This is a genomic window from Hymenobacter yonginensis (assembly GCF_027625995.1).
GTDB classification, from domain to species: Bacteria; Bacteroidota; Bacteroidia; order Cytophagales; family Hymenobacteraceae; genus Hymenobacter; species Hymenobacter yonginensis.
In genome coordinates this window covers 1,250,918-1,269,873 of record NZ_CP115396.1, presented here as the reverse complement: position 1 = coordinate 1,269,873, position 18,956 = coordinate 1,250,918, and the positions used below count along the sequence as shown (strand labels likewise).

Annotated in this window: 18 protein-coding genes and 1 pseudogene; 13 read left to right on the top strand and 6 right to left on the bottom strand. The window is 61.9% G+C overall.

Annotated features, from left to right (window positions below):
• Positions 1–14 precede the first annotated feature (14 nt).
• From O9Z63_RS05470 to O9Z63_RS05445, 6 genes are all read left to right on the top strand, one after another.
• Positions 15–827 carry a sulfite exporter TauE/SafE family protein gene (locus tag O9Z63_RS05470; RefSeq protein ID WP_270128319.1) on the top strand — a complete coding sequence of 271 codons (813 nt, stop codon included), beginning with the start codon at positions 15–17 and terminating at the stop codon, positions 825–827.
• Positions 828–924: 97 nt separating this feature from the next.
• A complete protein-coding gene (locus O9Z63_RS05465; protein ID WP_270128318.1) occupies positions 925–2,280 on the top strand; it encodes an MBL fold metallo-hydrolase in 1,356 nt (451 codons plus the stop codon).
• A gap of 38 nt (positions 2,281–2,318) precedes the next feature.
• A complete protein-coding gene (locus O9Z63_RS05460) occupies positions 2,319–2,879 on the top strand; it encodes a YeeE/YedE family protein (RefSeq protein WP_270128317.1) in 561 nt (186 codons plus the stop codon).
• 68 nt (positions 2,880–2,947) lie between these two features.
• Complete coding sequence (locus O9Z63_RS05455; protein ID WP_270128316.1) at positions 2,948–3,358, top strand: DUF6691 family protein; 411 nt, start codon at positions 2,948–2,950, stop codon at positions 3,356–3,358.
• Between the two features lie 274 nt (positions 3,359–3,632).
• The gene (locus O9Z63_RS05450; protein ID WP_044017950.1) at positions 3,633–3,962 is read left to right on the top strand and encodes a YbaB/EbfC family nucleoid-associated protein; all 330 of its coding nucleotides are present in this window, start codon (positions 3,633–3,635) and stop codon (positions 3,960–3,962) included.
• 34 nt (positions 3,963–3,996) lie between these two features.
• Positions 3,997–5,109 carry a glycosyltransferase family 2 protein gene (locus O9Z63_RS05445; RefSeq protein WP_270128315.1) on the top strand — a complete coding sequence of 371 codons (1,113 nt, stop codon included), beginning with the start codon at positions 3,997–3,999 and terminating at the stop codon, positions 5,107–5,109.
• Positions 5,110–5,256: 147 nt separating this feature from the next.
• Here the strand turns inward: O9Z63_RS05445 and O9Z63_RS05440 are convergent, their stop codons facing one another.
• On the bottom strand, positions 5,257–5,475 hold the full coding sequence (locus O9Z63_RS05440) for a PspC domain-containing protein (RefSeq protein WP_044017951.1): 219 nt from the start codon (positions 5,473–5,475) through the stop codon (positions 5,257–5,259).
• Positions 5,476–5,644: 169 nt separating this feature from the next.
• Here O9Z63_RS05440 and O9Z63_RS05435 point away from each other — a divergent pair, with 169 nt between their 5' ends.
• Complete coding sequence (locus tag O9Z63_RS05435) at positions 5,645–7,441, top strand: tetratricopeptide repeat protein (protein ID WP_270128314.1); 1,797 nt, start codon at positions 5,645–5,647, stop codon at positions 7,439–7,441.
• 260 nt (positions 7,442–7,701) lie between these two features.
• Positions 7,702–8,685, top strand: coding sequence for a pyruvate dehydrogenase complex E1 component subunit beta (locus tag O9Z63_RS05430; protein WP_270128313.1), 984 nt, complete (start codon positions 7,702–7,704; stop codon positions 8,683–8,685).
• A 70-nt stretch (positions 8,686–8,755) separates the two neighbouring features.
• Here O9Z63_RS05430 and O9Z63_RS05425 read toward each other — a convergent pair whose 3' ends face one another.
• A complete protein-coding gene (locus tag O9Z63_RS05425) occupies positions 8,756–10,096 on the bottom strand; it encodes a hypothetical protein (RefSeq protein ID WP_270128312.1) in 1,341 nt (446 codons plus the stop codon).
• Between the two features lie 70 nt (positions 10,097–10,166).
• Complete coding sequence (locus tag O9Z63_RS05420) at positions 10,167–11,504, bottom strand: hypothetical protein (protein WP_270128311.1); 1,338 nt, start codon at positions 11,502–11,504, stop codon at positions 10,167–10,169.
• A 220-nt stretch (positions 11,505–11,724) separates the two neighbouring features.
• On the opposite strand from O9Z63_RS05420, the gene O9Z63_RS05415 reads away from it, so the two are divergent.
• From O9Z63_RS05415 to O9Z63_RS21175, 3 genes and pseudogenes are all read left to right on the top strand, one after another.
• On the top strand, positions 11,725–12,276 hold the full coding sequence (locus tag O9Z63_RS05415) for a DinB family protein (RefSeq protein ID WP_270128310.1): 552 nt from the start codon (positions 11,725–11,727) through the stop codon (positions 12,274–12,276).
• A 197-nt stretch (positions 12,277–12,473) separates the two neighbouring features.
• Positions 12,474–13,283 carry a phytanoyl-CoA dioxygenase family protein gene (locus tag O9Z63_RS05410; RefSeq protein ID WP_270128309.1) on the top strand — a complete coding sequence of 270 codons (810 nt, stop codon included), beginning with the start codon at positions 12,474–12,476 and terminating at the stop codon, positions 13,281–13,283.
• 611 nt (positions 13,284–13,894) lie between these two features.
• A pseudogene (locus O9Z63_RS21175) lies at positions 13,895–13,990 on the top strand (IS5 family transposase); the annotation flags it as partial.
• Between the two features lie 130 nt (positions 13,991–14,120).
• Here O9Z63_RS21175 and O9Z63_RS05405 read toward each other — a convergent pair.
• Positions 14,121–14,576, bottom strand: coding sequence for a thioesterase family protein (locus O9Z63_RS05405; protein WP_270128308.1), 456 nt, complete (start codon positions 14,574–14,576; stop codon positions 14,121–14,123).
• Positions 14,577–14,645: 69 nt separating this feature from the next.
• Positions 14,646–15,386, bottom strand: coding sequence for a class I SAM-dependent methyltransferase (locus O9Z63_RS05400; protein ID WP_270128307.1), 741 nt, complete (start codon positions 15,384–15,386; stop codon positions 14,646–14,648).
• Positions 15,387–15,547: 161 nt separating this feature from the next.
• Here O9Z63_RS05400 and O9Z63_RS05395 point away from each other — a divergent pair, with 161 nt between their 5' ends.
• Both O9Z63_RS05395 and O9Z63_RS05390 read left to right on the top strand, forming a co-directional pair.
• Entirely contained in the window at positions 15,548–16,267 is a 720-nt protein-coding gene (locus O9Z63_RS05395; protein ID WP_270128306.1) for a hypothetical protein, read from the top strand.
• Between the two features lie 68 nt (positions 16,268–16,335).
• Entirely contained in the window at positions 16,336–16,722 is a 387-nt protein-coding gene (locus O9Z63_RS05390; RefSeq protein WP_270128305.1) for a hypothetical protein, read from the top strand.
• A 201-nt stretch (positions 16,723–16,923) separates the two neighbouring features.
• Here O9Z63_RS05390 and O9Z63_RS05385 read toward each other — a convergent pair whose 3' ends face one another.
• The gene (locus O9Z63_RS05385) at positions 16,924–18,804 is read right to left on the bottom strand and encodes a CHRD domain-containing protein (protein WP_270128304.1); all 1,881 of its coding nucleotides are present in this window, start codon (positions 18,802–18,804) and stop codon (positions 16,924–16,926) included.
• Positions 18,805–18,956 lie beyond the last annotated feature (152 nt).

Sequence of the window (18,956 nt, the reverse complement as noted above, 5' to 3'; positions counted from 1 at the left end):
ATTCCCTTTTCCTCATGCTGCATTTCTTGGGCTACTTCGCGGCGGTATTCATCGGGCTTTCACTGGGCATCATGGGGGGCGGCGGCTCTATCCTGACGGTGCCGGTGCTGGTGTATCTGCTGGGCGTGAGCCCGGTGCTGAGCACGGCCTACTCGCTTTTTGTGGTGGGCAGCACCGCGGTGGTGGGCGCCGCCGGGTATTTCCGCAAGGGCCTGGTATCGGTGCCCACGGCCCTGCTGTTTCTGGGGCCTTCGGTGGCGGCCGTGTTCTTAACCCGCAAGGTACTGATGCCGGCCATCCCGCATGAGCTGCTGCCACTGGGCGGCGGGCTAGTGCTTACCAAGGATCTGCTGGTGCTAGTGGCCTTTGCGGTGCTGATGGTGGTGGCCGCCGCGTCCATGATCCGGAGCCAGCCGGCCGCCGGCACTCCGGAGCTGGAGCCACCGCGGCCCCAGCGGCTAAACTATCCGCTCATTCTGGGCATCGGGCTGCTGGTGGGGCTGCTTACGGGGTTTGTGGGGGCGGGCGGGGGCTTCCTGATTATTCCGGCCCTGGTGCTGGGTGCGCGCCTGCCCATGAAGCTGGCCGTAGGCACTTCGCTGGCCATTATTGCCCTCAACTCGCTGATTGGCTTCACCGGCGACCTGAGCGCCGGCACGCTCATCGACTGGCCTTTCCTGATCGGCTTTCTGGCTTTTGCGCTGGCCGGCATTGTGCTGGGCACCTACCTGGCGCGTTTCATCCCCGGCGCCCGCCTGAAGCCGGCTTTTGGCTGGTTCACGTTGGCCATGGGCACCTTTATTCTGCTGCGCGAGCTGGTTTTCTGATCCACTGACACCTGCCGCGGCAGTTCCGGCTCTGCCAGCTACACGCCCTACGGGGCGTTGCAGCTGCAACGTTTCTCCCCCCTTTACTGCTTGCCCCATGAAAATCGAACAGTTTGAAGACAAGGGCCTGGCCCACTTTTCCTACGCCATCCTGAGCGAGTGCGCCCGCGAAATCGTGCTCATCGACCCCGCCCGCAACCCGCAGCCCTACTACGATTTTGCCGCCGCGCACGCCGCCAGCATCGTGAGCATCATCGAAACCCATCCGCACGCTGACTTCGTGAGCAGCCACCTGGAAATTGCCCAGACCACGGGCGCCACCATCCGGGTAAGCAGGCTGCTGGGGGCTGATTACGCCCACGAGGCTTTCGATGAGGGCCAGGAATTCACGATGGGTAAGCTCACGTTTCGGGCGCTGAATACGCCGGGGCACTCGCCCGACTCCATCAGCATCGTGCTCAGCCGCGAAGGCCAGGACGTGGCCGTTTTCACCGGCGACACGCTGTTTGTGGGGGATGTGGGGCGGCCCGATCTGCGGGAAAAGGCCGGCAACCTGACTGCCAAGCGCGAGGAGCTGGCTCGCCAGATGTACCACAGCACCCGCGAAAAGCTGCTGCCACTGGCTCCCGAAGTGCTGGTATACCCGGCGCACGGCGCCGGCAGCCTGTGTGGCAAGGCCCTGGGCGGCGCCGGCAGCAGCACCATCGGGGCCGAAAAAGCCGGCAACTACGCCCTGCAGCCCATGAGCGAAGCCGACTTTGTGCGCGAGCTGCTGTCCGATCAGCCCTTCATCCCGAAATACTTCGGCTACGACGTTGCCCTCAACAAAGCCGGGGCCCCCACTTACGCGGCGGGGGTGCGGCAGGTGCCGCGCCTGCCCACCGGCGCGCCCCTGGAAAGCGGCGTACTAGTGGTGGATGCGCGCCCCGAGGCCGAGTTCAAGCAGGGCCACGCAGCCAGCGCGCTCAACATTCAGCAGGGCGGCAAGTTTGAAAACTGGCTGGGCTCTATCGTGGGCCCGGCGGAGCGCTTCTACCTGGTGGCCGCCGACGAAGCGCAGCGCGAAAACCTGATCGAAAAAGCCGCCAAAATCGGCTACGAGCCCCTGATTGCGGGGGCTATTGTCGGCACGCCCGACGCCACAGCCACCCTGCCCTTGCTAGATGTCGAGCAGTTTCGGCAGCAGCCGGGCGCCTACACCATCGTGGATATCCGCAGCGCGGCAGAGGCCAGCACCGAGCCGCTGTTTGCGGGGGCGCTGAGCATTCCGCTGCCCGAGCTGCGCGAGCGGGCCCACGAAATTCCGGCCGGCAAGCCGGTGGTGGTGCACTGCGCGGGCGGCTACCGCTCAGCCGCGGGCAGCAGCATCGTGGCGCCTGCTCTGCCCGGCACGCCAGTGTATGATCTGGGCGAGGCGGTCCGGTCGTTCCAGGGGGCTGCGGCGGCACACTAGGCTGCGTTTTCTGTTTTTTTCCTTGCTCGTTTTTTTTGATGACTGACTTTCTGCAACAATCCTGGCCGTGGTACGTGGCTGGTCCCCTGATCGGGCTTACGGTACCGGCGCTGCTGCTCATCGGCAACAAAGCGCTGGGCATCAGCAGCTCGCTGCGCCACGTGTGCGCTGCTTGCGTGCCGGCCGGCATTCCGTTTCTGACTTACAACTGGCGCAAGGAAGTCTGGAACCTGTGGTTCGTGCTCGGCATTGGGCTGGGCGGCTTCCTAGGCTACCAGGTGCTGGGCCACCCGGCCACGGTGGCCATTTCGCCGGAAACCGTGCACGACCTCCGTACCCAGCTGCACCTGACCGACTTTTCGGGTTTGCTGCCCCGGGAGCTTTTTGCCCTGGAAAACCTGGCCACCTGGAAAGGCTGGGTATTTATGGTGCTGGGGGGCTTTCTGGTGGGATTTGGCACGCGCTACGCCGGCGGCTGCACTTCGGGCCACGCCATTTCGGGACTTTCCAACCTGCAGTGGGTATCACTGGTGGCGGTAGTAGGCTTCTTCGCCGGCGGCCTCCTGATGACCTGGGTGATTTACCCGCTGCTGTTCTGACGGCATTTGCCACGCCCTAAAGACGGGTATATGCAAGTCCCTGACCCTAAGACCCCAATACCCAAAAAATGAAAAACCTCAAATACCTGGTGCTGGGCGTACTGTTCGGCATCATCCTTACCAAAAGCGAAGTAATCAGCTGGTTCCGGATTCAGGAAATGTTCCGGTTTCAGGCCTTTCACATGTACGGCGTCATCGGCTCGGCCCTTTTTGTGGGGCTAGTATCTATTCAGCTCATCAAGCGCTACCACCTTAAAACCCTCACCGGCGAAGAAATTCACCTGGCCGACAAGCAGTACAACCACGGCGTCTGGATCGGGGGCATCCTGTTCGGGCTGGGCTGGGCCATCACCGGCGCCTGCCCCGGCCCGCTGTTTGCCCAGCTCGGCAGCGGGGCCGGCGCCGCCGCCGTCATGATTCTGGCGGCGCTGGCCGGCACCTGGACATACAGCGCGCTGCGCGAACGGCTGCCGCACTAACAGCATCGCCGCGCATAAGCACCTGTTGCATAACTGCTTTCCAGTTGCATTGCGGGAGGCGCGGCGGCCGCAACCGCAGGATCTTGCAGGCTGCCCCGCCTATTCTTGCTTTTCGGGCGTATGCGTACTGTAAATTGCGCCCGATTTCCGCCGCCCTTGGCTTGTACAGCTGCCTGACAGGCACTGCCCCCAACCGGCCGTCGACGCAGCCAGGCCGGCCCCGGCCTTTTCCCTAACCTACTTCCGGCCCGCCGGAAATAACGACGCAGAACCTATGTTTGATATGATGGGCATGATGGGCAAAATGAAAGAGCTGCAGGAGAAAATGCAGCAGGCCCAGCAGGAAATGCAGTTTGTGACGGCCACCGGCGAAGCCGGCGGCGGTCTGGTGCGCGCCACGGCCAACGGCCAGCGCCGCGTGATTAAGCTCGAAATCGACGACTCGCTGCTCTCCGACCGCGAAATGCTGGCCGACCTGGTAGTGGCCGCCGTGAACAAAGCCCTCGACGAAGCCGGTGACAAGGCCAAGGAAGAGCTGAAGCGCAAAACCAGCGGCCTGATTCCCAACATTCCCGGCCTCGACCTCGGCGGCTTTGGCCTCTAGTAGCGCTCCGGAAACGGCAGCTGCCTGCGCCGATGTGGCGGTAGTAATCCTGAACTGGAACGGGCGGGATTTCCTGCGCCGGTTTCTGCCATCGGTGCTGGCGCACTCTGAGGGAGCCGCCATTTTCGTGGCCGACAACGCCTCCACCGACGATTCGGTGGAGGTAGTGCGGCAGGAGTTTCCAGCCGTGCAGGTGGTACAGCTGGCCGATAACCTGGGCTTTTGCCGGGGCTACAACGCTGCGCTGGACGAGGTGCGCCGGCTGGGCCCGTTGACCGGCGACACCAACCCGACCCGGCCGCCGGCTGAGCGCGGCCGAGACCGGACCGATACCTTCGGGTTCCGGTACTACGTGCTGCTCAATTCCGACGTGGAAGTAACGGCGGGCTGGCTCTCGCCCCAGCGGGCGCTGCTGGAAAGCCGGCCCCAGGCCGCAGCGTGCCAGCCCAAAATCCGGCAGTACAGCCCCGACCCGGTCCAACGGGAACTGCTGGAATACGCCGGCGCCGGCGGTGGCTACCTCGACCGGTTCGGCTACCCCTTCTGCCGCGGCCGCCTCTTCGACACCCTCGAAACCGACCACGGCCAGTACGACGACCCGCGCCCGGTGGCCTGGGCTACCGGGGCCTGCATGCTGGTGCGGGCTTCCGCCTGGCACGCGCTGGGCGGGCTGGAGTCCACGTTCTTTGCCCACATGGAGGAAATCGACTTGTGCTGGCGCCTCTGGAATGCCGGCCACGAGGTGTGGTACCACGGCGGCAGCACGGTGTTTCATGTGGGCGGCGGCACGCTGCACAAGTCCAACCCACGCAAAACCTACCTCAACTTCCGCAACGGCCTGGCCTTGGTCTACAAAAACACCCACGCCCGCGAGCTGACCACCACGCTGGCCGTGCGGGTGCTACTCGACTGGGTGGCGGCTCTGCGCTTCCTGCTGCAAGGCGCCCTGCCCGATGCCCGCGCCATCGTGCGCGCCCAGCGCGACTTCTACCGCCGCCGCGCTTATTGGCAGCAGCAGCGGCAGCAGTTTCCGCCGCGGCTTACGCTGGCCGAGCGCCCCGGCGTATTTCGCGGCAGCCTCGTGTGGGCCTATTTCGGGCAGGGCAAGCGGAAGTTTTCGGAGCTGGATGCAGATTTACTAAATTGAGCAGCAGGCATACAGAATAGGCTGTTTGCGAGAACTATCGGCCAAGAATTCCGGGGATTTTCTCCTTCAATCTGCAAAATCTGCGAATAAGAAAGCCTGCCCTTTGCAGGGCAGGCCGTGAAATCAACTGTACGGCAACAATAGGTGCTACAAGTCCCAGACGGTACTGCGCTGCCGGCGCATGGCGCGGCGCACGTTCATCCAGAAGGCCAGCGCGAAGTACAGCACGATGGGCGAGCCGAAGGTGAAGAACGACGCGTAGACGAAGGACAGCCGGACGCTTCCCGTGGAAAAACCCAACCGGTTGCCCAGGGCGTTGCAGACACCGAAGCTCTGCTTTTCGATGTAGTCGGTGAGTCGTTTCATGACGGATGGTGGTAAGTGATGCACACTGCTAACCCCGTACAAGGTAGCACGATACGATAGTAGAAGCAAGCCGAAGCAGGGTATTTTCCTTCGAAGATACGTCTCCCTTCCGCGGTTTTGCGTTTGTTGTTGGAAATTCCGCCCCGAACCTGCCTGTATGAGAAGCCCGTTGCCCCGTAATCTTTCTATTCTGCTGCTGGCTGTGGCCGGCACGCTCCCTGCTTGTACGCTGCCCCGGATGCTGAAGGTTGCGCAAAGCGGCCAGCAAGTGAGCGTGCAGCCGGCGGTGCTGGAAAGCAACGGCGAAAACGTGCTGTTTGAGGTAACGGCCCGCGTGCCAGCCAGCCACCTGAAAAAAGGCGCCGCCTACGGCCTCAACCTGCGCTACGTCTACGACAACGGCCTGCGCGAAGACACGCTGGGCCGCCTCAGCTTCCAGTCGGGCGAGTATGTCTACGACGAGGAAAAGAAAGATCAGCTGGTCATCAAAAAGCAGCTATCCTTTCCATACGCACCCAATAAAAACCCTGGCCAGCTCTTGGCCCTGGCCGAAGTGCGGGAGCTGAAGCCCAACGGCAAGCGCCTCAAGGGCCAGGAAACCCGGCTGGCGCGGGGCGTGGCCAGCACCGGCCGCCTGGTAGTGCGCCAGGATACGGCCATTGCCCTGCTGCCCGAATTGGCCGACAACAACATGAGCGGCACCCGCGTGCTGCCGTTCTTCTTTGACGCCGGTCGCTCGGAAATACGCAATTTTCTGGGTACCAACGTGGCAGCACTGGAAGATTTCATTGAGGCCAACCAGCGCACCGAGAAGGTGATGATTGTCGCCGGGCACTCGCCCGACTCGCTCGATGCCCACGACCTGCGCCTGGCCGACAAGCGGGTGCAGGCCCTACAGCGCTACTACAAAAACCGCGTCGACACCGACTCCTACCTCAATCGGGTGCGCGACATCGACTTTGAAACTGAGGCCTACCACCGCCGCTGGGACCTGTTCCTGAACAAGGTGCAGGAGTCGGCGCTGAAGCCGGCGCAGGTGGATTCGGTGCTGCTGCTCATCAACGACACGCCCGGCACTTACGCTCAGAAAGAGAAAAGCCTGCACGGCCTGTCGTTTTTTGACTACCTAGAGCAGTACATCTACCCGGTGATGCGCTTCGGCACCGTGGCCGTGCAGTACACCGCGCCCAAGCGCTACGACTCGGAAATCTACCTGCTGTCCAAGAAGATTGTCGACAAACAGCTGGAAGTGGATGCCCTCACGCCGGAAGAGCTGCGCTACTCGGCCACGCTCACGCCGCTGCTGGCCGAAAAGCAGCGCATCTACGAAACCTCGGCCGCTACCACGGGCCGCTGGGAAGCCTACCACAACCTGGCCGTGGTGCTGCTGCAGCGCTCCGAAAAGGAAGTCAGCGACAAGGTGCGCAAGGCCTACCTGCGCCGCGCGGCCGTCAATTTCACGCTGGCGGCGCACCGCAACCCCACGGCCACCATGTTCTACCGCGTGGCCACCGCCTACCACCGCGCCGGCGACAAGCTGGAGGCCCTGCAGAACTACGACTACGCCATCAAGCTCGGCGGCGCCCGCCCGGTCCTCGACAAAGTATTTGCCGACAAAGCCGCGCTGGAAATTGAAATCGGGCAGCTGGATGATGCGCTGGGCAGCCTCAGCTACAGCGCCAAAAGCTACCAGAACACCATGAACCGCGCCCTGATCTACCTGCTCAAGGGCAACTACGACGGCGCCGCCGGCATCTACCAGGAGGCCCTCACGCTTCAGCCCAACGACCCGCTGGCCTACTACTGCCTGGCCGTAGTAGCCGCTCGCCAAAAGGACGAAGCCAAGCTGGGTGAGAACCTGCGCCGCGCCGTGCAGCTGGACCGCAAATACGCCAACCGCGCCGTCGAGGACCTGGAGTTCATGGATTACGCCAGCGGCAAGGTGTTTCTGGAGACGCTGCGGTAAAGGCTGTCATTGCGAGCGGAGCGAAGCAATCCTTCCTCTCGCAGCACACACTTTCCTCATCGCAAAGTTCTCCCAGCAATGGGTTGGCGACTTACCAATGGAGGCCTTCTGCGAAGGGCTACTCAGCACATTAAGAGGAAGGATTGCTTCGCTCCGTTCGCAATGACAAGTGGTTATTTGCCCAACCGCGCTACTCGTCGTAGCTTTACGCGCCGGCTGAGGCCGGCATTTTCATTCTGACTTTCGAACTGCCACAGATTATGCGGACCATCCAATTCCGGGAAGCCCTGCGTGAAGCCCTGTCCGAAGAAATGCGCCGCGACCCGCGCGTGTTCCTGATGGGCGAAGAAGTAGCCGAATACAACGGCGCCTACAAAGTAAGCCAGGGAATGCTGGACGAGTTTGGCCCGGAGCGCGTGATTGACACCCCGATTGCCGAGCTGGGCTTTGCCGGCATCGGCGTGGGCGCGGCCATCAACGGCCTGATTCCGGTCATCGAGTTCATGACATTCAACTTCTCGCTGGTGGCCATCGACCAGGTGATTAACTCGGCCGCCAAAATCTATTCGATGTCGGGCGGGCAATACTCCTGCCCCATCGTGTTCCGCGGGCCTACGGGCAGCGCCGGTATGCTCAGCAGCCAGCACTCGCAGAACTTCGAGAACTGGTACGCTAACACGCCCGGCCTGAAAGTGGTGGTTCCTTCCAACCCTTACGATGCCAAAGGCCTGCTGAAAGCCGCCATCCGCGACCCAGATCCAGTGATTTTCATGGAGTCGGAGCAGATGTACGGCGACAAAGGCGAGGTGCCGGAGGAGGAGTACATCCTTGAAATCGGTAAGGCCAACGTGGTGCGCGAAGGCAAATCGGTGACGCTGGTGAGCTTCGGCAAGATGATGAAGATTGCCCTGGCCGCCGCCGACGAACTGGCCAAGGAAGGCATCGAAGCCGAAGTAATCGACCTGCGCTCCGTACGTCCGATTGACTACGACACGCTGGTGAACTCGGTGAAGAAAACCAACCGCATGGTGGTGGTAGAGGAAGCCTGGCCGCTGGCCAGCATCAGCTCGGAGCTGGCCTACACCGTGCAGCGCCGCGCCTTCGACTACCTCGATGCCCCGGTAGTGCGCGTAACCTGCATGGACGTGCCCCTGCCCTACGCCCCTACCCTCATCGAAGCCTCGCTGCCCAACGTGGCCCGCACCGTGAATGCCGTGCGTGAGGTGATGTACGTGAAGAAATAAGGAAGCTCCGGCTTCCACGAAAAAGCCCCGCAACCAAGTTGGTTGTGGGGCTTTTTTATGGGCTTTGATTTCACCACAGCGTCCGTGGCCCCAGTTCCAGCGTGGCTTGCGCCGTGGCCGAGGCCCAGAAGCAGAGCGCCACAAACGCCACATACGACACGCCTACGGCCACCAGCTGCCGGCGTGGCAGCCGGGCCGGGTGCCACGCCCGAGGCCAGCCGAAACACAGCACGGCGTACAGCAGCAGGTGCAGCGGCAGCAGAAAGCGGCATTCCATGCTCATGGGCAGCATAGGCACGCACGGCACCAGCAGCACGGCCAGCGCCAGTCCCTGCGGCAGCGTGAGGTAGCGCAGGCGGGCGCGCAACACCACCAGCCCCGCCCCAAACCACACCGTGTAGTTCAGCCATGCCAGCCCCCAGGTGGGCACGTACACCTGCTTGATGTACGGCGTCGGGTACTGGATATCGAGGCCGTTGAACAGCCGCCACGCGTACATGCGGGCAAACAGCACGGGGTGGCGCAGAACCAGTTGCAGGTAGCTGCCGTAGGAATCGAACCAGCCGATGCGCTCCTGCCGCACGAGGGCTTCGCCGGCATAGTCCCGGAAAACCATCACCCGGTCGGGGTAGTCGGTACCAATGCGGGTTTCGTACTTCTGGTGCAGCAGGCCCCACTTCAGCTTTTCGCGGTAGAGGTTGTCGGTTTCCAGGTTTTCGTCCTGGGCCAGCACCATCGGCGTGTTCTGGTGGAAGTGGCGCTGGTTGATGAGCAGCTGCGGCCCCAGCACCAGCGCTACCCCGACCACCAGTGCCAGCCCGCGCGCCAGCCGCCCCCACTTCCACGCCGGGCTCGGCAGCGCCAGCGCCAGCGCCACGAAAAACGGAATAGCAATCAGGTAGGAAGGCCGGATGTTGCAGGCGGCCGCCAGACAGGCCCCGGCCAGCAAAGTCCACCACAGGCCGCGCCGGTAGAGCAGCAGCAAACCCAGCAGCAGCGCCCCCAGGCTCGGAAAGTCGGTGAGCGGGAAGTTGAAATAGTCGCGCCAGAGCGCAAAGCCCAGCGCCGCAAATGCCGCCCGGCGCGGCCAGCTTAGCGGCCCGGTTTGCGCAACCGTTTGCCAGAGGCGCGGCCCCAGCCAGCCAAAGCCCACCGCTGCCAGCACCGCCCCAAACAGGCGCGCAAACAGGATGGCCGGCAGCCCGCTGTAGAACTGCACGATGCGCATAGGCAGCAGCAGCAGTGGCAGCAGATAGCCGCGGAAACTGTCGTGGAAGTTGAGCAACGACAGGTGGCCGTCCTTGTGGAAGAAGATGGAGATAAACCAGTAGTTCAGCGCATCAAAGTAGATGGCGGTATACCCCGAGAACGGCAGATACGCTAGGTACACCACCAAAACCAGCATCGTCAAGCGCCAGTAAGACGGCACCCGGCTACAGCGTGCGGGCAGGAGGGAAAGTAATCTCAAGAGCAGATGTAGTTTAGTCATCAACCAGAGACTTGCCGTGGTCGGGCTGCAAGTTGCGGAAAGTGGCCGCCGAAACCCAGAAGCAGCCCCCCAACCACAGTACGGTAGCCAGCACCACGGCCAGCGCCTGCCCCCGCCGGCCACACAGCCGGTCAGCCCATGCAGCCGGCGAAAACCCAAACGCGGCCAGTGTAAGCAGCAGCAAATGCAGTGGCAGAAGATAACGGCATTCGATGGCTGTTGGGATGCCCGCCACACAGGAAAGCAGCAGCGCCCACACCGTAGGATCCTGCAGAAAGCACCGCAGTCCTGTCAGCAACACCAGCCCGCCCACGCCCAGCGCCGTATAGTTGAGCAGCTGCACCCACGGACGCTCTGACCCGTATTCCCGTATCAGGTACGGGGCGGGCTGCTGCACATCAAGCCCGTTGAAAAGATGCCATAGGTAGCGGGTACTGAAATTCAGCGGATGGCGCAGCACAATCCCGAAAAACTGCGCGTAAGAGCTATAGCCAACGATTTGCTCTTGGCGCAGCACAGCCAGCCCAGCCGGATCGGCATACACGAGGCGTTGCTGCAGATTGGTGTCGTAGCGCATGGCGCGGGTTCCCCAAGTGAGTTGCTTCAGATACACCGGCACACGGTCTTGCCCTGACACCTGCACCAGCACAAACGGACTGCTGCTTTGGAAATGCCGCTGATTGATGAGCAGCTGCGGCCCCAGCGCCACGCACCCGCCCATTAGCAGCGCCAGCCCGCGCCGATAACTACTGCCCGCGTGCCGGTGGCTCCACCACATGGCCAATGCCAGCGCGGCTGGTACTGCAGCTACATACATGGGACGGGTGTTCGAGGCTGCTGCCAAGCTCAGGCCGGCCACCCACCACCAAGCCGGCTGCCGGCGGCTGAGCGCCCACAGCCCCAGCAGCAGCATGGCCAAGGCTGGCATATCGACCGTCGTGAAGCTGAAATGGTCGCGCCAGAACGCGAAACTCAGCAGCAGCAGCAGCAGCCACCTCCCGCCGCTGACGCGCTGTTGCGTAGTGCTATGCCAGAGAGCCGGAATCAGTACGGCAAACAGCAGGGTTGCCCACCCAATGCCCATGACTTTAGCGGCCGTGGGCATTGAGCACTGCGTAAGAAAGCGCACAGCCAGAGCCGGGAAATGAATCAGAGCCGAGAGGTAGCCGCGGGTAGCGTCCTGAAAGCGCAATAAAGAAAAATACTGATGACGATGCTGGAAGTTAACTGCCAGTTCCCAGTAATGGCCGGCATCATAAGGCATCCGCTCGCCCTGCAGTCCCCCGCCCAACAGAAAATAGCCCGTATATAGCAGTAAAGCCGCAGCCATCCGCCAGCCCACAGGCAGTGGCTGCCCCAGCGCCTGCCACAGGCGCCGGCCATTTTTCCGGGCCAAAGCTGGCAGCGAAGATGCAGCGGCCTGAGCACGTGAAACAGACTGTGCGGAAGAGAAGCTATGCATGCGGACAGGACCGGCAGCCGGTCGGCAGTGATTTTACGTATCTTTTGCCCAAAGCTACACCTCTTTCCCTCCTTGTATACCCTGCCATATGAATCATCGTCTGCACCTGCGCTTCGAACAGCTTGAGCGTGCTACCACCCACCTGCTACAACAGGCTGAAAGCCTCGGCAGTCAGTCGCACCAGTCGCCGGGGCAAGGGCAGTGGTCGGCCGCTCAGGTGGTGCAGCACTTGGTAGTTGCCGAAACTGGTATCGAGCAGTACATTGAGAAGAAGCTTCACAATGCCGAAGATCTGAGTAAAGCGGGCCTGAGTCATATGCTAAAATCGGCTTTGCTACGCGTGATGCTGCGGCTGCCTTTTACGCGATTCAAGGCCCCAGCCCGCCTGACAGAGCAAACTCCAGAGCACGTTCCCTCCCTGCCGCAGCTTCAGGCCGACTGGCAGGCTGTCCGGCGCCGGCTCGAGCAAACCCTCAACGAATACCCCAGCCGCTCTCTCGACCGAGCTATATTCAAGCACCCCCGCTCAGGCATGCTCACTATCTACCAGACCCTGGATTTTATGCTCGACCACGTCCTTCATCATCAGCATCAAGTAGAGCGGATTGCCAAGACCCTCAGGCGGGTGCCACAGCCCTAGCTCATGGCGCGTAGCAACCTGTGACGGGTTTAGAAAAGCCCGTCACAGGTTGACCGCTGTTGTTTCCTGTACCGTATCTAATGACTCTTCGTACTCTTCCTGTGAACTGCGGCCTCCCTTACTGTACAGCCACTGTGGGCTTCTGATTGCGCCTAGGCACTTATCTTGTGAAGAAAAATGACATTTGTGCAGCACACATGAACGTTACCATCAACCAGCATCCTTTGGAGCATGACGTGGAGGGCCAGAGCAGTCCCGCCGATAATGGGGTTCTGCTCGCTACCAGCTACGACCTCACAGCCGGCAATTCCTGGGCTGCCAGTGGATATACTGTGGCTCCTTTCTTGGCGCCATCAGCACAGAAGCAGCTTAAGGAAGGTCTTGCTGAACTTGTGCGCGAAGCGCTGCGTGCCACAGGCTTGCCGGTTGCGTCTGATTTTGCAGTGGAGCGCTACCACGAAATGATTGGAGACGACCAAGCGCGTCATCTGGCTGTTATTCAATTCACCAGAGAATATCCCGTTAGCCGTCTGCCGGTGCCGGTACAATGGCTGGAAGAACGAGTAGCACAACTGTGTGGCAGCCCTGTAGCAGCATGCAACCCCTACGACGCGGCCCGCCTGTTTCATCTGCGCATCATTCGCCCGGGCCGTTCCGATAATAATCCACTGCACCGCGACGTGTGGCTGCCCAACTACGCTGACTGCATTAACATTTACCTGCCAGTAGCCGGTAGCACCATCGACTCTTCTCTTAGCCTAGTTCCAGGCAGCCATTGGTGGCCTGAGAATCAAACGGAGCGCACCCAGCAAGGTGCTATCTATAAGGGCGCGCTTTATAGGGTACCGGGGGTTAAAGGTAGTACGGCAAACATACAGCTTATTCGCCCCAACCCCAACCCCGATGAAGTGCTACTGTTTTCGCCTTACCTGCTGCACGGCGGAGCCGTAAATCTGACAGCTAATCTTACGAGGGTTTCGCTGGAAATGCGCTTCTGGCCAGCTTGACTCCTTGTTCTTAGAGTGTGTTTGGGAGTTGAGATTATTCCTAAATCAGAACGAGTCAACAAGTTGCAGGCGGAGTTCCTAACCTCCAGTCTACTTATGGTTGACGGCTATCAAGCCCTGAATGACTCGCAGTGGCGAGTTGTGGCCTGCCTACTGTCCATGCAACGGCGCCGCCGGTTGTGTTTGCGCCAGGTGGTCAATGTGCTGCTCTATGTTTGCCGCACGGGCGGACAATGGCGTGCCTGAATACGGTATTCATTGCGTTGGATCGGCTCCACGATTGACGGGACGCATTACCGTCGCTGGTCTGTGCGAATATCCAGAGCATGAAACTGGAACCCCGCATTTTTCGAGCACCGGGGCCTGGATGGGGCAAGCGTGTCAATGGGCGTAAACGACAGATCCTCACCGATTCGGATGGACGCATCTGGACCGCGCACGTACACGCGGCCCACAGCCACGACAGCCGCGGGGCCCTGGGCATGCTCCCTCACCGACCCTAGTGGGCGGCCCGGGTACACTTGGTGCTGACCGATGCGGCCTATTGGGGCTGCTTTACCGACCACCTGCGTGACCTCGGCCTGTCGCACCTGGTGGCCAGTCTTCCACCCACCCAGCGCGGATTTGTGCCCGTGGCCCAGCGCTGGGTGGTGGAGCGCACATTTGCCTGGCTGGCCTGCTTCCGGCGACTAGCCGTGGACTATGAATACCCCCCGCCAGTCATGGCTGCTGGCTCTTGTTGGCCAACATCACGGTGTACATAAATCGCCTCGCATAATTCTAAAATACGCTCTAAGCCTTCCCGGCCACACGCGTAGCTGCACGCAGCGTCCGACTTTACTCTTCCGTTTTCTTTTCGCGCACGATATCGGCGTAGGTGGCGTGGCGGGTGATGCCGGCGAAGGCGGCGACCAGCTCGGGCGGAGGCAGCGTGAGCTTGCGCAGGCGCAGATCCATCCAGGCGCCGTCCACCGTAACGGTGGCGGCTTCGCGTCCGTCGGCTTTGTAGAGGGTGTGGATGATGCGCCAGCGGGAGCCGTCGGCGCTGAGGCCGCCGAGCTCGGCCGATACGCGGATAGTTTCGCTCATGTGAATTTCCTTGAGAAACCGGGTGTCTTCGCGAAACAGGATGGGGCCGATTTTCAGCTCGGCGAAGTGCTGCATCGTGAAGCCCTGGTCGGCCAGAAACTCCAGGCGCACCTGGGCGGCGTAGTCGGTGTAGGCGGAGTGGCGCATGTGCACGTTGGGGTCCATATCGGCCCAACGCACGGTGTAGATTTTGCTATAGCTCATGGTAGCAGCGTACTTGATGAAGCAACGAAAGGTTGAGGCGGCCCGGTGGCAGGCCTGAGCGCCAGCCGGCTAGCCGTTGGCCGCGGTGAGGCGCACCAGATACTGCTGCTGCTCGTCTTCGCCTAAGAAGTCGACCTCGTAGCCGGCTTCCTGCGCGTAGTCCTGCAGAATGCTGGCACCGGCAAACAGCCAGTGGAAGGCGGCGCCCTGCTCGGCACCGTATTGCATGGTGTAGGTTACTTCGCCGTGGTAAGGGCCGTTGAGGTCGAATACTAAGGCGCCGTCCTCGTCCTCGTAGAGGTAGCTGATGTCGGAAGACGTGGCCAGAATCTGGCCGCCGGGCGCCAGCAGCTGGCGTGCATGGCGCAGAAAGGCGGCCAGCCCATCGAGCGTGCCCACCAGACCCAGGCCGTTCATGAGCATGAGAATGGTATCGTATTTTTCGTGGGTGAGGGCAGCGTCGCGCAGGTCGTGGTGCGCTACCTGGCGCACGCCGCGGGCCTGCATCACCTGCACCGCCCCGGCCGAGGCATCAATGGCCTTCACCTCGAAGCCCCGGCTCTGCAGCTCCAGCGCGTGGCAGCCGGCGCCGGCGCCCAGATCGAGCACGCGCCCCTGGCACTGCTCCAGGGCCTGCCGCTCCAGCTCCGGCATCTCCCAGAGGCTCCGGAAAAAGTAAGACGCCGGCAGGGGCTCCTCCTCGGCTACGTCGCTGAACACAGTAAGCGTGGCATCCAGGCGGCCATGCAGATAGTCGAGCAGGGCGTAGCCCAATGGATCGGCAGAAACGGAAGTGGCAACGGGGGGCATAGGCACAAGGAGTAGAAAAGGAGCCGGCCAGGCTCCGGCGCTGCAAGGTACGGCATCGGGCGGGGCCACAACAGGGTGGGCTGTTCAATAAAGTTTCGCATATTTCCGGGGCCGCACCCGGCTGGTTCGCTATCAATTTCTTATCCCCCACTCTTTCTGTTATGCGTTACCGCTACTTTTTACTGCCAGCATTGCTGGTACAGCTTGCCGGCACGGCCCAGGCCCAACGCGCCGATACTGGCGGCAAGCCCAACGACTACGACTACATCAACCGGGAGCTGGGCCGTAAGCGCGACGGTGCGCCCGTTACCGGCAGCCCCTTTCTGCTGCCGGGCTGGGCGCTGGGTACAGTAGCCATGCGCACCGGCAATGTACAGCGCCAGCAGTGGCTGAAGTACGACCTTTCCACTGCCCGCCTGCTGTGGCGCCGTCCCCAGGGCGACTCGGTGGAGCTGTTTACGACGATGGTACGCGAGTTTACGCTCCGCGATTCTGCCACCCACCTGACACACGTGTTCCGGCTCTACCCCGAGGCCAGGACCGAGCTGCCGGTGCTGCGCGCCACCTTTCTCGACGTGCGCTACGATGCGGGCCGCACAGCGCTGCTGCGCCACCTCACGCGGCAAATCCAAACCCAGACCTCCAGCGGTGCCATGACTACCGTTAAGAAATCGGCGTGGATCAGCAAAACCGCTTATTACATCAAGCGGCCCGACCAAACGCTGGTGCCGGTGCGGCTGAGCAACCGGAGCGTACTGGACGCCCTAGATCCACAACATCAGAAACAGGTCAGCGCCTACATTTCACAGCAGCAGCTCAATCTGAATAAGGAGGCCGATGTGGTGCGGCTGCTGACTTACTACGACAGCCTGCAGCCTTAGGCGGCGGGCCTCTGTATCTTTCCCGGGCGGGCTACGTTTGCAAAAACTCAACCCTGATCCTCTCCTCCATGTCCACCAACCTCGACTATCTCGACCCCAACCTGCTGCCGCTGGAAGACAAGCTGAACGCTTACCTGGCGGCCGAAAAGGCGCTGCGGGCAGCCAACACTGACAGCGCCAGCCTGCCGCAGCAGCAACAGCAGCAGGCCGTAGCGGCCGACGAATTTGAGCAACGCTCCGCTACTGGCAGCTTTCCGCAGCACGCCGAGGAAGTGCGCGACCAGCTTCAGAACTTACAGCAAGACCTGGAGCAACTACGCCACGAGATTCTGGCGCTGCTTCCCGTGCGCAACGAATGGGTGAAAGTCAACCTGGGCTACGGCCCCAGCCGCGTCGGTGCTTTCGACGTTCCGGGCCAGCCGGCAGGCACTTACGAGCTGCGGGTAGTGCATTAGGCCTGTTGCCTTCTTTGCTTGGGCAGCGCCCGGCAGCCACATGGCTGCCGGGCGCTTTTGCGTTATAGCCACCTCGTAAAGAGCAGGATAGCCCACAAAAAAAAGGACGACCAACAGCCGTCCTCTTTCCCACAACCAAAACACCTAAATATTATTTAGATGCTTTTACCGTTATCAATTATCGAGCCAAAAAATTCCGGGTTACTCTTTCACGAACCGGCTTACCACTCGGCTCCCCTCCGACTCTACCGTGAGCAGGTACACCCCGGGCGCTACCCCGGGCAACTGTAGCGTCTGGCGGTTGGCGCCTGCCCGAACGGCTATGGTCTGCGTGGCCACAGTACGGCCCAGTAAATCCTGCACCTGCAGGGTGCCGGTATTGGCACGGCGCGCTTCGAAAGCAACCGTCAGGGCGTCGCGAACGGGGTTGGGGTACGCGGCGAAGCTCTCAGCTACCAGCGTGGCGGGCTGCGTAGCCAGCACAATGGCCAGGTCTTTAGCGCCTCGGAACACCTGGCCCCGGATTTCGCCGCCGGGGTTGGCCGCCGTGTGCAGGTTCACATACATACTGTCGCGGCGGAACTGCAGGGCGCGGCGGGCCGTGAAGGGCCGGGCGGCGTTGGGGGCCGCGTTGCCGGCAGGCTGCCAGAAGCCTTCGGCGGCACTGGGCGGCGTGGTGGTATTGAAGAAGTTAAGCAGATCGAATACCACGGGGCCGGCCTGGGTGCGCAGCCCCGTATGGAAGTGCCCCGACGTGGCCGGACCGCTCAGCCCGCCCCAGGCCAGGCTGAAATGCACGTTGCTCTGGTCGCGGTCCATGCTCACGAAGCCAGAGCCGTAGCCGCCACTGGCCACCGGGTTAGGCCGCTCCTGCGCTCCATTGAGCGAGAATGTGTAGCCCTCCCGCGCCAGGCGGTACACCTGCCCCCGGATTTCGCCGTTCGGGTTGGCAGCCGTGTTGAATACCAAGTTGGCGCCTCCCGTCAGAAACAGGTTGACCGCCGCGGTATTCAGGCCGGTCAGCGTTACGGCAAAGGCATTGGCAGTACCCGCCGGAATCGTTACGGTAGTCAGCGGAGCAGCCGTGTTGGCCTGGCCGGCATCGGCCTGAAATACCGCCAGGCTGGTGGGCGCCCCACTCAGGCCGGTATGTGCCACAAAGATGCGCAGGGTATCAAACGTGGAGTTGAGGCGCAGAAACGACACGGCCCGGGCCGTAGTAGTCACGGCAGGCACCATCTGGGCGCCGTCGAAGCGGGCATCGTGGCTGAGGTAGCGCGCCTCCCGTACCAGCTGGCCCCGGATTTCGCCGCCGGAGTTGGCCGCCGTGTGTACGTTGATGTAGATCTGCCCGGCCAGCATGGCCGTCACGATGGCCGGTGTCGGCGCTACTTCCCCTTCGATTACGTTGCCGTTCACAAACGGCTGCAGATCCAGTACCACCGGCCCGGCCACGCCCGTAGCACCCTGGTGGAAATGGCAGGCCGTAATCGGGCCGCTCAGCCCGCCTACCACCACCCGAAACTTCAGCTTATCCTGGCTCTGCGCCAGATTGAATGTGCCGATACCTACGCCATTGGTGGTTACGGGCGGCACTTCCTGCGCCCCCGACAGCGACGCCACAAACTCTTCGTCTTTCTCAATTTCAATCTGACCCCTGATTTCGCCACCCGAGTTGGCCGCGGTATGCACGTTGAGGTAGTAGCCGCCCCGCAGGTAGCGGTCCAGCTTGCCCCGGTCGATGTCGGCCCCCGTAAGGAAGCCCTGGATGCGGTTGCCACGGATAAACCGGAACAGGTCGGTGACTACCGGACCCGACACGCCCCGGAACCCGTTGTGGGTGTGGGCGGCCGTGATGGGTCCGCTCAGCCCACTGAACGAGCCGGATATAAACAGCGTGTCGCGGGTAGGATTGAGCGTGAAGCTGACGGCCCCGCGCGCGTTGGTAGTCACGGCAGGCACTTCTTGCGCCCCACTGAGCGAAGATCCCAGCAGCAGATGGGCCCGCAGGTGGTCGGCAAAGGCAGAACTGCTCCCGAGTAAGGTGCACAGCAGCAACAAACGGGTAAGAAGTTGTTTCATGGGACCAGGAAATAAGAATGAACAGAATGCCAGATGGTTAACCTACCAACTCGTACCTAACTACCGTTTCGTTGCCTGCAGGTTATGTATAAAATTGCGTCCTTGCGGGCTTGCCCGCTGTTGGCCAGGCCAACGGCAGCAGATACCTGATT